Origin of the sequence: Shewanella sp. Shew256 (assembly GCF_002196695.1) — a bacterium.
Lineage (GTDB): Bacteria > Pseudomonadota > Gammaproteobacteria > Enterobacterales > Shewanellaceae > Shewanella > Shewanella mangrovisoli.
This window is the reverse complement of record NZ_NAJR01000001.1, coordinates 609380-624444: the sequence shown is the minus strand read 5'-3', so window position 1 is coordinate 624444 and position 15065 is coordinate 609380. Positions and strand designations below refer to the sequence as shown.

Here is a 15065-nt window from a genome sequence, read left to right as displayed (position 1 = left end):
CCTGCGACTTTGATGGTTCTTTTTTAAACAACATTAACTGTTACAAGTTGTAGGTAAACCGAAAGTGCATTATGTTGTTGATTTAAAATGGGTGGCCAGATTTACTCATTTTGATTGCGTTAATCGCCTTTTTCGTGTTTGTGCTCTTTTAACTTTGGATGTTTTTTCTTATTTTCCTCGGTAACACGTTGTCGTTTATCAGGTGTTCCATCTTGGTTTGTTCTTTTAGGACCAGTTTTGATACCCATTTTGTCTCCTTGAACGAAGTTGAATGAAACCAAAACTAAAGTATTAAAACGGGTCGTATTCTAAAAGCACAAATAAGCAAAGAGTTGCATTTAATCACAAGTTACAACAGAAACAAGGTTGTTGATTACGCACATAACAAAGCATTTAAGAGGGATTCACAACGCTTGGTATTTTGGGTTTGAATAAGCCTTAGTGGTTACGGCACAATGGTTTAGGTTTGGGGGAATGCGTTGTTCCCCCCTTAATGCGGCGTTATGCATTTTGAGGTAATCACATAGTGATTCGGGCAATTAAAAGTCAGTTAAACTTACAACCTCAGTTCTACGCTGAATCAGCGAGAGTTGGCGGTTTCGGTTGCATACTTGGTGGAGTACTAGCGTTTTACCTTTTCCAATATATTTCATCGTTCTTTGGTATAGCCACTGATGTCCCTATCCGGCAATATGATCAAACGATAGTTGTTTTTATGTTCGCAAGCTGCCTCTTAACGCTTATTCTCTGTTTGTACATATTTTGTGTTTTATCGGCTTTCATTTACTACGGAATTAAGTACCAAAATGGACTCATTAGTAAAGACGAGTTTATAAATATCTCTTTTAAAGGTGTTTACCCAAAGCGCTGGCAGAAAGGCTATTGAAAAATGCATAACAAACGCCATCAAAACGCCGCTTTGCGGCTCGACTCGCAACAAATTGCTTGCGTTTGTGGCGGGCGTTATCTCCATAGATATTTTTATCTAAAACAGACTCGTTAGAGTTAAGGTTTTAACTCGAAAATGTCCCCAAACATGCTGTGTGTTTCTTTAAAACTTACAGGCTACGCTGATGCCAAATAGGTGAGCCATGGTGATTAGCGAGACGACCGTCCGCCCCACGGACGGGGCGGTCGAGCATCCAAGGATGGACTCGCTGCGCGTCGGAGAGCGAATACCATGGCTCACCTATAACTTAGCACTTAAATATCGTCTCCCCCCAATTTTATGCCGTTAACGGCACTATCCACCCCATGTATTACACTCTTCAGCACACAACGGTGTGACTTTGGAATAAACGCATTATCTCTTATCAAAAGAAACGTTCTAACCCACAAACCTTAGGGATTTACCCAATTAACTTTGTCACCAGCTAAATAGGCGCTGAGATTTGCCGTCGCGATATTTAGCAGGTTCTGTCGTGCTTCTTTGGTTGCCCAAGCATTGTGTGGGCTGATACTGATATTGGGCGCAGTGAGTAGCGGATTATCCGCACTCGGTGGTTCGGTTGAGAGAACATCAACGCCAGCAAAGACTTTGCCCTGCGCTAATGCCGCCGCTAGAGCTGCCTCATCAATTAAGCCGCCGCGCGCGGTGTTGATCAGTAGCGCCTGCGGCTTCATCAATTCGAGGGTTTGAGTGTTAATTAGCTTGGTCGTTTCAGGAGTGAGAGGACAATGGAGCGAGAGAATATCGGACTCCTTGAATACCGTATCGCGGGATGTCCAACTCACGCCTTGGGGTAAATCACGGGGTTCGGTGCGGGTATTCACTAATACCTTCATGCCGAAGGCTAAGGCGAGTTTAGCGACCTGCTGGCCAATATCCCCGTAACCAATCAAGCCTAAGGTTTTATCTTTAAGGGATTGCAGCGGCATTAAGGTAAAACAAAAGTCACTACAATTGCTCCACTGCCCTGCGGCAACGGCTTGATGGTGCGCCGCAACGGCTTGCGTGTGATGCAAAATATGGGCAAACACCATTTGCGCAACGGCATCGGGGCCATATGCGGGTACGTTGGTGACCACTATGCCTAACTCTTTTGCGGCGGCGAGATCCACCACGTTAGTGCCGGTGGCGAGCACACCGATATATTTAAGCTTTGGCAGTTGGGCTAAGGTATTGGTATCGAGGGGGGTCTTGTTGGTGAACACAATTTCGGCATCCTGAGCGCGGGGGATAATCTCGGCCGAGGGCGTGCGGGCAAAACAGCTAAACTCCCCTAACTCGCTGACCGCTTGCCAGGTTAAATCCCCAGGATTTAAGGTTTCACCATCGAGTACGACTATTTTCATCTTTACCTCTTAACTGCGTTTGCGCCTTGCCCATAAAGCAGGGGAATTAAAAACTGAGTTTGACTCCAAGATTGGCTTGCACTTGCCACATCACATCCGATGTCACATGCCATAGACATTGGTCTTCATTACAAAAAAGTGAGCTGTCACTGTCGATAAAAGTGGCGTAGCCACGCAAGTCCGCAAACAGCGCGAAGTTTTGCGTCATGCGGTATTCAGCACCGCCACCAATGCCCATGGAGAAACGGGTTTCCGTTGACCAATCATCGGGCATCATCCGAGTCACCCCGGCACTGGCGGTAATGTAGGGCTGAAAATCGCCACTGGGGAAGAATAAGGTGCCGCCAAGGTGGATATAGTCAACATCTAAGGAGGCGACTAAGTCAGGGGTAAACAGACCGCCGCTTTTCAGCTCGGAGGATTGGCGACTGTAGAGCAGGTAAATATTGCCGGGATCGTTAGTGCCAATCCCTAACATGATGCCGTAATGGCTCGCCTCTTCGATACCCACACTTTGCTTATGATCGGTTTCAGCCTTGTTCGCATCGAGTTCATTGATATCGAACGAGCTACCACCAAAGCTGTAACCACCGTAGGGGGCGACAAACAGCTCGGGTTCGGCATAGGTTGGTAATGCGAGGGTTAGAGGTAACAAACCTGCTATCACAGTTAATCGGTTAACGTATTTCATCTTAATCCCTTATCTGTCGTTATTATTCCTTGCGTCGACAACGTTAACCGAAGCGTTAGCGCATGCCGCGCTCCGATTTCACCCTGTCGTACGCAGCTTGGATGTCCTGCGCTTTACGATTGGCAATTTCCATCATCTCGGGTGGTAACCCCTTAGCGATTAACTTATCGGGATGATGTTCATTCATCAACTTGCGATAAGCCCGCTTCACCTCTTGATCCGTCGCCTCAGCATTAATGCCAAGCAAATTATAGGCGTCGGTAATCGAGGTTTTATTACCATTAGAAGTCTGGTGGAAACGGTATTCCGCTTGCCAACGTTTAAGTAATTCATCGAGTTGCCCACGACCATACCCTAACTCTTGGGCCACCGTCATCAGAATTGCATGCTCAGCGGGATCGAGCTCACCGTCCGATAAAGCGGTTTGAATTTGGATCTCGATAAACATTTGCACCAGTTCTTGGCGACCTTGGGTCACGGCGCGAAAGGCTTGCAGACTGCTGCGCAGGTCAAAACCCGGCTCTTTACCCTCACGGAACGCCTGCTGCGCCTCTTTACGGGCTTCACCCGTTAAGCGCATCTGATCCATCAACATAGTCGCGATACGAATATCGGTCTCAGTCACACGACCCGATGCCTTGGCCACATGGCCCATTACGGCGAAGGTAGTGTTAAAGAATATCCCCTGTCGGTTTTTAGCCTGACCTAAAATCTGGCTAAAACTGGCGCCACCACCGACGCGTTTGTCGTAGAGATGCCCAAGCCATAAACCCAGTAACGCACCGAAAATACGGCCAAACATAAACCCGATAACAAATCCAAAAAACTTACCCCAAAGGCGCATCTTAATTCCCAATTTGATAATTTATTCAGTCACTCAATCGACATGGCGAGTGAAACCCTTCACTCAAGGCGCTAAACGTTAGGCGATATGCCATTACGCCAGCGCTGACTCTAATGCTTGCAGACGCGGAATCGTCCCAACATCGCACCAGAGTCCATTAAAGTGTGTCCCGGTGATCAGGCCATCGGCCATTTTAGCCCGCAGCAAAGGCCCAAGGGCAAAGGCACCATCCGGCGTGCCGTCAAAAAATGATGGGCGATATAAACCCATACCAGAGAAAGTGTATTTCTGCTCACCCTGCTCACGTACAAGCCCCTGCTCCAAGGCAAAGTCACCATTTGGATGTTGCTCGGGATTTGGCACCAACCATAGATGCGCCAGAGCAGTATCCGCTAAGGGAACAATCGTCGGCAAGGCATCGATAAACACATCACCATTGAGCACTAAAAACGGCGCATCCGAGTCGCCGTCAGTTAGCAAAGGCAAGGCTTGTTTAATTCCGCCTCCGGTTTCGAGGGCCGATGCTTCGGCGCTATATTGGATCTTGACCCCAAAGGCGTGACCATCCCCTAGGGTTTCGACCAGCTTATGCCCAAGCCAAGCATGATTTATCACGATATCGACAATCCCTGCCGCGGCCAACTTCTCGATATGGTACACAATCAGCGGTTTACCTAAGACGGGCACTAAAGGTTTGGGCTGGGTGTCGGTCAAGGGGCGTAAACGCTCTCCCCTGCCTGCCGCGAGGATCATTGCCTTCATTGCTTGTCTCCCTGCTGAGTACCCTTTCCCTTAGCCGCAAACGCAGGTACAACGCGCGATTGCATCCAAGCGGAAAATGGCGTGAGCGCTGGATAAAGGCTGGCAATATCCACAATGTAGGACAAGGTTAACGGAATATCGGCCATATAGGCGGGCTTGTTATCCCGATAGTGTAAACGCGCAAAAATCCCTGCGGCCTTGATATGGCGCTGCAATCCCATTAAATCAAACCAAGTTTGATACTGGGTAAAGGATGTTTGTATAGGGATTTGCCCTAACTCAAGCACTTGCTGATAATGCTGCCGCATTAATTCCTGCACCATGGTTTGCGGCCAACGCACATAGCAATCCCGCAGTAAAGACACGGCATCGTAGGTCACAGGCCCGAGCACCGCATCTTGGAAATCAATCACGCACAGTTCGCCCTCTTTGAGCATCAAGTTACGGCTGTGGTAATCGCGGTGCATTCCCACCTTAGGTTGCGCGAGGGCATTGTCTACCAAGAGGTCAAAGCTCTTTTCAACCAGAGAGCGTTCCTCATGGCTGAGTTCGAGCTGTAAATGTCTCTCTAATAGCCACTCGGTAAAGATCCCCAACTCGCGGCGCACAAATGCCTCATCATATAAAGGCAATGGCTGCGTGCTGCCAGTAACAGGGTCAAGGCTCTCAACCACTGAGGCTACCTGAGGTAACAATGCCAAGGCGCGGCGATAGTAGTCCGCCACATTCGCATCGGTCAGCACAGACAACAACTGAGTATCCCCAAGATCGCTCAGTAGCATAAAGCCTTGCTCGGCATCGGAGGCGATGACTTTTGGAACTGTCAGTCCCGCCGCCGCATAGGCACTGGCGAGGGCGATAAAAGGCGCGATAGGCACTAAGGCGGGCGGCGAATCGGCAACAATGTAGCTCGTATCGCGGTCAGTGACCCGGAAATAGCGCCTAAAACTGGCGTCACCGGAAATCAGAATCGGGGTCACATCATAGGAAAAATAACGGTTCAGCCACTGATTAAGGGAAATAAATCTCGAGTCGGATAAGGTCATTTCATGGCTCTTATAGAAAAATTGCTTTATTATAGCTGGCATATAATTTGGAAACAGCTAAGAAATTGAGAGATTTATTTGCTGCGTTGCACTTGTAGTTTGCAACTTTCCCCGTCGATACTTGTCCAGACAAAGAAATCATTATTATTGACCTAAGATGCAGATCCGTTACTTTCTGGCCTTGAGCCTGTTACCGCAAGTTGTCCTGGCAGACGAATCTCCCACAGCCTCAGCGTCACAATGCGTCATTGAACCGCCAGTACCTCGTATCGTATCTCAACCCGGCCTGAGCGCCGCCGATCAAGAGAAAATTCGTATCGTGTCGGACCGCTCCAACGCCGAAATGGGCAAACAAGCCATTTTTACCGGCGATGTGGTCTTCAGTCAGGGCGACAGACATATTGCCGCCGATGAAGCGATTCTCGACCAAGCGACCGAGCAATTCGATGCCAATGGCAACCTCGTTTTCCAAGACAGTATTTTTACCGTTACCGCCGATTCGCTGCAGGCACAAATGCGCAGCAACCGCGCGACCCTCAAGGGTGCCCAGTATTGGCTACATGGTCAGCAGGTTCACGGCGATGCCGAAAAACTGCAAATCACCATGAACAACAACCTGATCTTAACCAATACTAACTTCACCACTTGTCCGCCAGACAATGTTTCTTGGCTGCTCGAAGCAGAAAAAATCAAGATTAACAGCGAAGAAGAATGGGGCGAGATTTGGAATGCCAAGCTGAGAGTCGCCGATATTCCGGTGTTCTATATTCCTTATATGACGGTGCCAGTTTCCGATAAACGTAAAACCGGTTTCCTCTACCCAAGCTTTAGCACCAGCACCACCAACGGTTTTGAAGTTTCCGCGCCCTATTATTGGAATATCGCGCCGGAATACGACCTCACCTTTACACCTAACTATATGTCTAGCCGTGGTTTATTCACCAAGACAGAATTTCGTTATCTCGCGGGTGAGGCCCAGAGTGGTCGCTTGAATTTAGAATATTTGGGTAATGATCAGATGATCAGCGGCAGCCCAAATCGTTACCTCTATAACTGGCAACACCAAGGCGCCATCGATAAAAATTGGCGGGTACTCGCCAACTTTACCGAAGTGTCTGATAACAACTATTTCAACGACTTAAAGTCTGATGTCAACCGCGCCACCGATAACCAATTATCGCGGATTGGTGAAGTCAGCTACTTCGAACGAGATTGGGATATCAGCACTCGGGTACAAGATATTAAAGTGCTGGGTGAGGACGAAAAGCCTTATCAAGTGATGCCGCAGGTGAACTTTAACTACCGCGCCGCCGACTTTTGGAATAACTTGGACTTTGGCTTTAACTCAGAGCTGACCAACTTCGCCCATCAAGACAGCGACATGAATACCGCCACCCGTTTGCATATGGCACCTAGCCTGACGCTACCAATTCACGGCCCTTCGGGTTCGTTAACCAGCCAAGTCAAACTGATGCAAACCAACTATTGGCAGGAAAAAAACAACAGTGGATTCGATGGCTTAGACGATACTGTGAGTCGCACCATTCCGCAGGTGCGGATCAATGGTCAAATCAACTTCGAGCGCTTTACCGAACTGTTCGATCAAAACTACCGCCAGACACTCGAACCTCAGTTCCAGTATCTGTACGTAGGCTATGAAGATCAGCGTGGCATAGGCATTTACGATACGGCCCAGTTACAGGACGACTACTTCGGTCTGTTCCGTGACCGCCGCTTCTCAGGCCTTGACCGCATCGCCGATGCAAACCAAGTCACGCTCGGTGTGACCACGCGTTTCTTCGACGATCACAACCAAGAGGCGACTAAGTTCAGCCTAGGTCAGATCCTCTATCTGCAGGACAGTAAGCTGGGTTACGAAGATAACCTCTTCGAGCAAAATCAATCAACTTCAGTCTTGGCCGCCGAGTTAGATACCCGCTTAAGCCATGACTGGTATTTAGGTGCCGCGATTCAATACGACACCAACTCGAGCGATAACAAGAAGACCGAAGTCACCTTAGACTTCCGTCCCGAAGCCAATAAACTCTTGCAGCTCAGTTATCGTTATGTGCCGGATCTATTGAACTCCAACACCAACGATCTGGTGAATATTTCCCAAGCGGGTGTGCGTGGTGCCTGGCCGATTAACGACAGCCTGTATTTTGTCGGTAACTGGTACTACGACCTCAACGAGAGCCGCAGCATAGAAACCTATACTGGTTTCCAATATGAATCATGCTGTTACGCAATTCGTCTCAGCTATCACTACCGAATTAAGACCAATTACGATGACAACATTGGTTCGGCCGTTATCGATGAGCGCGAGCAATTTGAAAGCGGTGTTTACCTGAATTTAGTCATCAAAGGACTCGGTGGTTCGGGCCCATTAGGCGTATCCGATATGCTCAATGACGGTCTGTTTAACTACAGAAAACCGCTTTATCTGAGGAATTAGCAAAGATTTGTGGTAGATTGCTGAACCTCAACAAGGACTGAGAGTCCAAACAGGTTAATGAAAGCCGTGCGCGCCCCAAAAAAGAGTCTCGGAACGCACGCTTTTAGAGTTACTAACAAAAGAACATTTAGGCAACTCACTGTAATTTCGATATAAATGGTAAAGTTAACTTAAATAAGCCGTCGAATTTGACCTTAGAACGTGCCAAGGATTTTGTGGATGAAACCCAGTAAACATCTGATTTTTGCTTTATTTGCACTCGCTATCAGCCAGCCTACTATGGCCGCTCCCCAGCCAATCGACCGTGTTGCAGTTCAAATCAACGACGGTATTGTGCTCGAAAGTGAAATCACCAACATGATTGACACTGTAAAAGCCAATGCGAGAGCCGCGAATCAATCGTTGCCATCCGACAGTGCACTGCGTACTCAGGTTATCGAGCGACTCATCCTCACCCGTTTGCAGTTGCAGATGGCGGATCGTATCGGTCTGCATATCGGTGACTTACAGCTAGACCAAGCAATTGAAAACATTGCCCGCGAGCAAAAAATGACCGTGGCGCAAATGCAGCAAAAAATCGAGAGCGAAGGCTTAAGCTTCAGCCAGTACCGTGAGCAACTGCGTGAAGAAATCACCCTAGGTGAAATTCAACGTATCCAAGTTCAACGCCGTATCCAAGTGTCACCACAGGAAATCACCGGCCTAGTAAAACTGATCCAAGAGCAAGGCATGAAGGACGTCGAATACCAAATCGGCCATATCCTGATTGACGTACCGAACAACCCAAGCAGTGAACAACTGGAAGCCTCCAGCAAGCGCGCGAACGCCGTACTCGAGCGTTTAAAGAGTGGTGAGGATTTCCGCCGCACCGCCATCGCGTCTTCATCGGGTCCTAAAGCACTGGAAGGCGGTATCTGGGATTACATGAACATCAACGAGATGCCAACGCTGTTTGCGGAAGTCATCAACGGCGCGAAGAAAGGCGACATTATCGGCCCAATCAAGAGTGGCGCAGGTTTCCATATCATCAAGATCATGGATGCCCGTGGTTTACAAACCAAAGAAATTGAAGAAGTCAGAGCACGTCATATCCTGCTCAAGCCATCGCCAATTCTGTCGGAAGACCGCGCTAAGGCCATGTTAGAGCAGTTCTTAAAGCAAATTCGCTCTGGCGAAGCCAAGTTTGAAGATTTAGCCCGCCAATACTCTGAAGATCCAGGTTCAGCCACTAAAGGTGGTGAACTGGGCTGGGCAGAGCCAAGTATTTATGTGCCTGAATTTGCGCAAACCCTTAACAGCTTAAGCCCAGATCAAATCAGTGAGCCTTTCCGTACTACCCACGGCTGGCATATCACTCAGCTGGAAGAGCGCAGAAAAACCGATGCCACGGATCAATTTAATACTAACCGTGCGCACCAACTGATCTTCCGTCGCAAATTTAATGAAGAACTGCAAAACTGGCTAGACGAAATGCGTGCCGACGCATACATTGAAGTCTTTCAGCCTGAGTCAAACCGAGGTTAAGGTAAATTGACCACTAAACGTATTGCCGTTACCCCCGGAGAACCTGCGGGTATCGGCCCCGATTTAGTCGTGCAACTCGCTCAGCAGGCTTGGCCTGCTGAGTTAGTCGTTTGTGCGGATCCCGAATTATTAGCCGGCCGAGCAAAACGACTCGGCCTGTCTGTTACTTTTCGCCCTTACCTGCCCGAGCAACCGCCTAAACCGCAGGAAGCAGGCACGCTCACCATTGCGCCTTTCAAACTAGTGACCGACGCCGTTTGCGGCCAGCTCGATGAGCAGAACAGTGCCTATGTGGTTGAAACCCTGCGTTATGCGGGTGAGAAAAACATGAGCGGCGAGTTTGATGCCGTGGTTACTGGCCCTGTGCATAAAGGGATCATCAATCAAGCGGGGATTTCCTTTAGCGGCCATACCGAGTTTTTTGCCCATCAGGCCAACTGCCCCGATGTGGTCATGATGTTAGCGACTCAAGGCTTACAGGTGGCACTGGTGACCACCCATATTCCACTGGCCTATGTGGCAAAAGCCATTACGCGCCAGCGTTTGCATCATATTATCAAGATTTTACACGCTGATCTTATCAGCAAGTTTGCCATTGCTTCCCCTAAAATTTATGTCTGTGGCTTAAACCCACACGCGGGTGAAGACGGCCATCTTGGCCGGGAAGAAATCGATGTGATTATTCCGGCTCTGAATGAACTGCGTGAAGAATATCAAATGAACATTGTCGGCCCTCTACCCGCCGACACCCTGTTCCAACCTAAATATTTACAGGACGCGGATGTCGTGTTGGCCATGTACCATGACCAAGGCTTACCCGTTCTAAAGTCACAGGGATTTGGCAAATCGGTAAACATTACCTTAGGTTTACCTTATATCCGTACCTCGGTTGACCATGGTACGGCGCTCGATCTTGCGGGAACTGGCAAAGCCGATATTGGCAGTTTTGTCTGCGCCTTGAATAAAGCCATTGAGTTATCCTCAAAAAACTAAACGATTAGATATTAATGAGTAGCAAAGTACATTTAGGCCACACGGCCAGAAAGCGTTTCGGACAAAACTTCTTAACCGACGACAATGTGATTAACCGCATTGTGGGTGCGATCGCCCCCGATAATGACCACGTGATGGTCGAAATCGGCCCCGGCCTTGGCGCCTTAACCGAACCTGTCGCCACGGCGATAGATAACCTGACCGTTGTCGAGTTAGACCGCGATCTGGTTGAGCGCTTGCAGAATCACCCTGTACTTAAGGATAAGCTCACGATTCACCAAGGCGATGCGCTGCAATTCGACTTTAGCCAGTTGGTGGTACCGGGTAAAAAACTCAAAGTGTTTGGTAACTTACCCTATAACATTTCAACGCCTTTGATGTTCCATCTGTTCGAGTTTGCCGAGCAGATTGAAACCATGCATTTTATGCTGCAAAAAGAAGTGGTGCTGCGTTTATCGGCAAGCCCGGGTAACAAGGCCTATGGCCGCTTAACGGTGATGGCCCAGTACTTCTGCCAAGTGGTTCCGGTACTTGAAGTGCCACCCCATAGCTTTGCGCCACCGCCAAAGGTGGATTCTGCCGTGGTGCGTTTACTGCCCTATGCAGAAAAACCTTTCCCCTGCAAGGATGTGAATGTACTGCGCCAGCTGTGCACCACAGCCTTTAACATGCGCCGTAAAACACTGCGTAATAACCTCAAGCAAGTGTTAAGCGATGAAGAGTTTGAGCAATTAGGCATAGATCCCAATCTGCGCCCTGAGCAAATCAGTGTTGAGCAATATGTCGCCATGGCGAATATGGTGTGTGATAAGCAGGCTTAAGCAATATCAGTTTGATGGGCACTTTAGGGTGCCCTATCTTATTCAAGGGAGCAGCATGAGCGCATTGGATGACTCAATCCGAGTCGAAGTCAAAACCGAGTACATTGAACAACAGTCCTCGCCCGAGGATCAGAAATACCTCTTTAGCTACACTATCACCATCATCAACCTCGGTGAACTAGCCGCCAAACTCGAAACACGCCACTGGATCATTACTGACGCCAACGGCAAAATCAGTGAAGTGCAAGGCGCAGGTGTCGTCGGCGAAACCCCAACCATCCCCCCCAATACCGCCTATCAATATACTAGCGGTACCGTACTCGATACGCCCCTTGGCATTATGTATGGCACTTATGGTATGGTCAGCGAATCAGGCGAGCACTTTAAGGCAACGATTAAGCCCTTCCGCTTAGCACTCCCCGGTTTATTACATTGATTTAATTATAGAAAGGATATTGTGGCCCATTATTTTGTTGGTGATGTCCAAGGCTGTTTTGCCGAACTTCAACGATTACTTGCTAAAGTCGCCTTTAATCCATCCCGCGATGAACTCTGGGCGGTGGGCGATCTGGTCGCCAGAGGGCCAGATTCATTAGCCACACTGCGTTTTTTTCAATCCTTAGGCGATGCGGGCAAAACCGTCCTCGGTAATCATGATCTGCATTTACTCGCCCTGCACGGCAAACTCAAGCGGGATAAAACCAGCGATAACTTAACGCCACTATTAAACGCACCCGATATTACCAGTTTAATTGACTGGCTGAGACAACAGCCGTTGATGCGGGAATTACCTGAGCACAAGCTCATCATGACCCACGCCGGTGTGCCGCCACAGTGGTCATTAGAGGTGTTAAGGCAAGAGTCGCAACTTGTCAGCCAAGCCCTCAAGCAGAGTGATTACCTCGACGCACTGATAAGCCAAATGTATAGCGATACCGCCGAGCGGTGGGAGCCTAGCGCTATAGGGATCAATCGCCTGCGTTTTTGTATCAACGCCTTGACCCGCATGCGTTATCTGTATGTCGATGGCCATTTAGACTTTGACTGTAAACAGCCACCAGAGGACTGTAACAATCCACAGCTACGGCCTTGGTTTGAATTTACCTCTGCGTTACGCCAGAGTCACACTTTAGTGTTTGGACATTGGGCGGCATTGATGGGTAAAGTCAACGACCCTAAGCTAAAAGCACTAGACACAGGCTGTTGCTGGGGGGAATATCTAACCCTATGGCATCTTGAAAAAGACCAAAAAATTACCCAAAAAAGGTTAAAAAAGGGTTAAACTAAGCCCGAGAGTGGTCGATATACGACAGTACCCTATGCCCTGAATTTAATAATCTTTTCATTCGGAATAATATAATAATAACCGGAGTATCCTATGAAAGTTAATGTAGCCACCCGAGTCATTGGCGGGTTTAGTGTTGTTACACTTTTACTTGTGTTGTTAGGATTTACCTCGTACCTGACGAACATTAGCCTCAAAGATAGTTCGGCCATGATGCAAGAGTTAAGCTTGCCAGCCCTAAAGGCGACCAACCACTTAACCGAAACCCTGAGTGAACAACAGCGCCAAGTGCTGATCGCCTATCACGCACCAAAGTCCTCGAACATTCCCGATATCCGTAAAGTCTTTAACGACCACGGCACCCAGTTTAAAAACGAGATCAGCAATCTAACGCAATTGGTTCAAGGGCAAGCCAATCTTTCTGCATTGATCTCGCAACTGGATGGTAGCTTCTCGACCTTCGAGCGCGATAGTCTCGCCATGCTCACTGAACGTGAAGCCGCCCTCAGCAAACAAGAGCAGCTTATCGGCTTAAAGAAGAAGCTTGAAAATGCCGCCGATGACGCCTCGTCGGTTTTGCTCGATATTATCGATTTAGAAAATAGCCAAAACCCCGACGCTCAGAGTATCGCGGCCTCTGCCAGCGCTATCGATACCAGCATGGGTAATATCATCACGACCATTGCCGATTTAGTGACTAATGAAGAAATGAGTAAACATGAACTCATTTCCAAAGAACTCGACTACATCCTCAGCGAGACCAAGAACAAACTCGAATACGTGAATCGTCATGCGCAGGACATAATTGACGCTGACACCTTAAAATCCGTCAATGAAGACACGAAAAAGGTACTCGCGTTGCTCGAAGGTCCTGATTCTATGGTGCTGTTGAAAGCGACCCAATTGAATCACGCCAAGAGTGCCATGAATCAATTGGCGACCATTGAGAAAGATGTCAAAGTCATCGATCGCAATATGGAAGATGTGAGCAATAACATCGAGTCGGTTGCGGCCAATATGAGCCAAGAAACCATAGCTAAGATTGATGCCGCCAGTATCCGCACTATCATTGTGGTGCTAATCGCCATTGTCGCCGCGATTATCATCAGCTTTGCCGTTGTGGCCCCGTTAAAGCGCTCTCTCTATCAAGTCAATAACGCGCTGAATGTATTAGCTTCAGGCAACTTAACCCACAAATTAGATGATTCTGGCCACGATGAATTTGCCGAGCTTGCGAAAAACTGTAACCGTTTAGTCGACAGTCTACGGGGCTTAATCGTCGGTATTTTGGACCGTTCTAACCAGTTAGCCGCAGCAGCGGAACAAACGTCGGCTATCACGGCGCAAACCACCTCGGGTATCCAAGAGCAAAAGAGCCAGGTCGACCAAGTAGCCACCGCAACCACAGAATTAAGCTCGAGTGCACAACAAGTATCGATGAGTGCCGATGATGCACTGGCGCAGATCAAGCAGGCCGATCAAGAAGCCAAACATATGCGCACCATTGCCGAAGAGAACAAGCGCACCATTTTAGCCCTAGCAGACGAAGTCGCTAAGGCTGGCCAAGTGATCAACAAGGTGCAATCGGATAGTGCTTCTATCGGCTCAATTCTCGATGTGATCCGTGGCATTGCCGAGCAGACTAACCTGCTGGCACTAAACGCCGCGATTGAAGCGGCACGCGCCGGTGAGCAAGGCCGCGGCTTTGCGGTCGTGGCCGATGAAGTACGCAGCCTAGCCTCACGTACTCAAGTCTCGACCCGCGAGATCCAGCAAATGATCGAAGTGCTGCAACAGGGTGCACAGCAAGCCGTAGCCGCTATGGATATGGGCCGTGCCCAAGCCAATGCCTGTGTCGATAAGACAGAGCAAGCTAACCTCGCGCTAGAGACCATCAGCCAATCTGTACATAAAGCCTATGATGCGGGCACGCACATTGCCCATGCCGCGCAGGAGCAGAATGTGGTCAGTCAGCAAGTGTCTGAGAAACTTGAGCATATCGCAGCAATTTCGGAAGAAACCGCGATTGGCGCCGATCAAACCGCGCAATCGAGCCATCAAGTGGCTAAACTCGCCGAAGAGCTGCAAGCTTCTGTCGGTGAATTTAGAGTGTAAGCAAACACTCAGGTATGAACAGGGTCGCGATTGCGGCCCTTTTCTTTGGATTGTGATTGTGATTGTGATTGTGCTTTCGCTTGGCTTTTAGGCTTTTAGGCTTTTAGGCTTTTAGGCTTTTAGGCTATCCCGCTGCTAGAGCAGATAGCAGAGGCAATAAACTCAAACTCGGCAGTCAATATCCAACGCAATATCAATACAGGATATTTGGCAAAAACTAACAAACGACGCCCA

At 48.7% G+C, this 15065-nt stretch carries 13 protein-coding genes; 7 read left to right on the top strand and 6 right to left on the bottom strand.

Annotated elements, in window-relative coordinates; translation table 11 throughout:
• Window positions 1-119: 119 nt before the first annotated feature.
• From B5P39_RS24860 to B5P39_RS02670, 6 genes are all read right to left on the bottom strand, one after another.
• Entirely contained in the window at window positions 120-248 is a 129-nt protein-coding gene (locus B5P39_RS24860; RefSeq protein WP_254915675.1) for a hypothetical protein, read from the bottom strand.
• A 1093-nt stretch (window positions 249-1341) separates the two neighbouring features.
• The gene (locus tag B5P39_RS02690) at window positions 1342-2295 is read right to left on the bottom strand and encodes a D-2-hydroxyacid dehydrogenase (protein ID WP_088210363.1); all 954 of its coding nucleotides are present in this window, start codon (window positions 2293-2295) and stop codon (window positions 1342-1344) included.
• Window positions 2296-2341: 46 nt separating this feature from the next.
• Window positions 2342-2986: an outer membrane beta-barrel protein gene (locus B5P39_RS02685; RefSeq protein ID WP_088210362.1), complete on the bottom strand. Its 645-nt coding sequence runs from the start codon at window positions 2984-2986 to the stop codon at window positions 2342-2344.
• A 55-nt stretch (window positions 2987-3041) separates the two neighbouring features.
• Complete coding sequence (gene djlA / locus B5P39_RS02680) at window positions 3042-3830, bottom strand: co-chaperone DjlA (protein ID WP_088210361.1); 789 nt, start codon at window positions 3828-3830, stop codon at window positions 3042-3044.
• Window positions 3831-3923: 93 nt separating this feature from the next.
• On the bottom strand, window positions 3924-4592 hold the full coding sequence (murU, locus tag B5P39_RS02675; protein ID WP_088210360.1) for an N-acetylmuramate alpha-1-phosphate uridylyltransferase MurU: 669 nt from the start codon (window positions 4590-4592) through the stop codon (window positions 3924-3926).
• Window positions 4589-5680, bottom strand: coding sequence for an aminoglycoside phosphotransferase family protein (locus tag B5P39_RS02670; RefSeq protein WP_088210359.1), 1092 nt, complete (start codon window positions 5678-5680; stop codon window positions 4589-4591). Before B5P39_RS02670 ends, murU begins: the two co-directional genes overlap by 4 nt.
• Before the next feature lie 115 nt (window positions 5681-5795).
• Here B5P39_RS02670 and lptD point away from each other — a divergent pair, with 115 nt between their 5' ends.
• The 7 genes from lptD (at window position 5796) to B5P39_RS02635 (ending at window position 14831) form a co-directional block, all read left to right on the top strand.
• A complete protein-coding gene (gene lptD / locus B5P39_RS02665; protein ID WP_011718027.1) occupies window positions 5796-8093 on the top strand; it encodes an LPS assembly protein LptD in 2298 nt (765 codons plus the stop codon).
• A gap of 219 nt (window positions 8094-8312) precedes the next feature.
• The gene (gene surA, locus B5P39_RS02660) at window positions 8313-9617 is read left to right on the top strand and encodes a peptidylprolyl isomerase SurA (RefSeq protein WP_011718028.1); all 1305 of its coding nucleotides are present in this window, start codon (window positions 8313-8315) and stop codon (window positions 9615-9617) included.
• A 6-nt stretch (window positions 9618-9623) separates the two neighbouring features.
• Window positions 9624-10610 carry a 4-hydroxythreonine-4-phosphate dehydrogenase PdxA gene (gene pdxA, locus B5P39_RS02655; RefSeq protein WP_088210358.1) on the top strand — a complete coding sequence of 329 codons (987 nt, stop codon included), beginning with the start codon at window positions 9624-9626 and terminating at the stop codon, window positions 10608-10610.
• Window positions 10611-10624: 14 nt separating this feature from the next.
• Window positions 10625-11431 (top strand): 16S rRNA (adenine(1518)-N(6)/adenine(1519)-N(6))-dimethyltransferase RsmA, encoded by an 807-nt coding sequence (gene rsmA / locus B5P39_RS02650; protein ID WP_011627022.1) that lies wholly within the window; start codon window positions 10625-10627, stop codon window positions 11429-11431.
• A 55-nt stretch (window positions 11432-11486) separates the two neighbouring features.
• Complete coding sequence (gene apaG / locus B5P39_RS02645) at window positions 11487-11867, top strand: Co2+/Mg2+ efflux protein ApaG (RefSeq protein ID WP_088210357.1); 381 nt, start codon at window positions 11487-11489, stop codon at window positions 11865-11867.
• Window positions 11868-11888: 21 nt separating this feature from the next.
• Window positions 11889-12713: a symmetrical bis(5'-nucleosyl)-tetraphosphatase gene (locus B5P39_RS02640; protein WP_088210356.1), complete on the top strand. Its 825-nt coding sequence runs from the start codon at window positions 11889-11891 to the stop codon at window positions 12711-12713.
• A gap of 96 nt (window positions 12714-12809) precedes the next feature.
• Window positions 12810-14831, top strand: coding sequence for a methyl-accepting chemotaxis protein (locus tag B5P39_RS02635; protein ID WP_088210355.1), 2022 nt, complete (start codon window positions 12810-12812; stop codon window positions 14829-14831).
• The last annotated feature ends 234 nt before the right edge of the window (window positions 14832-15065 follow it).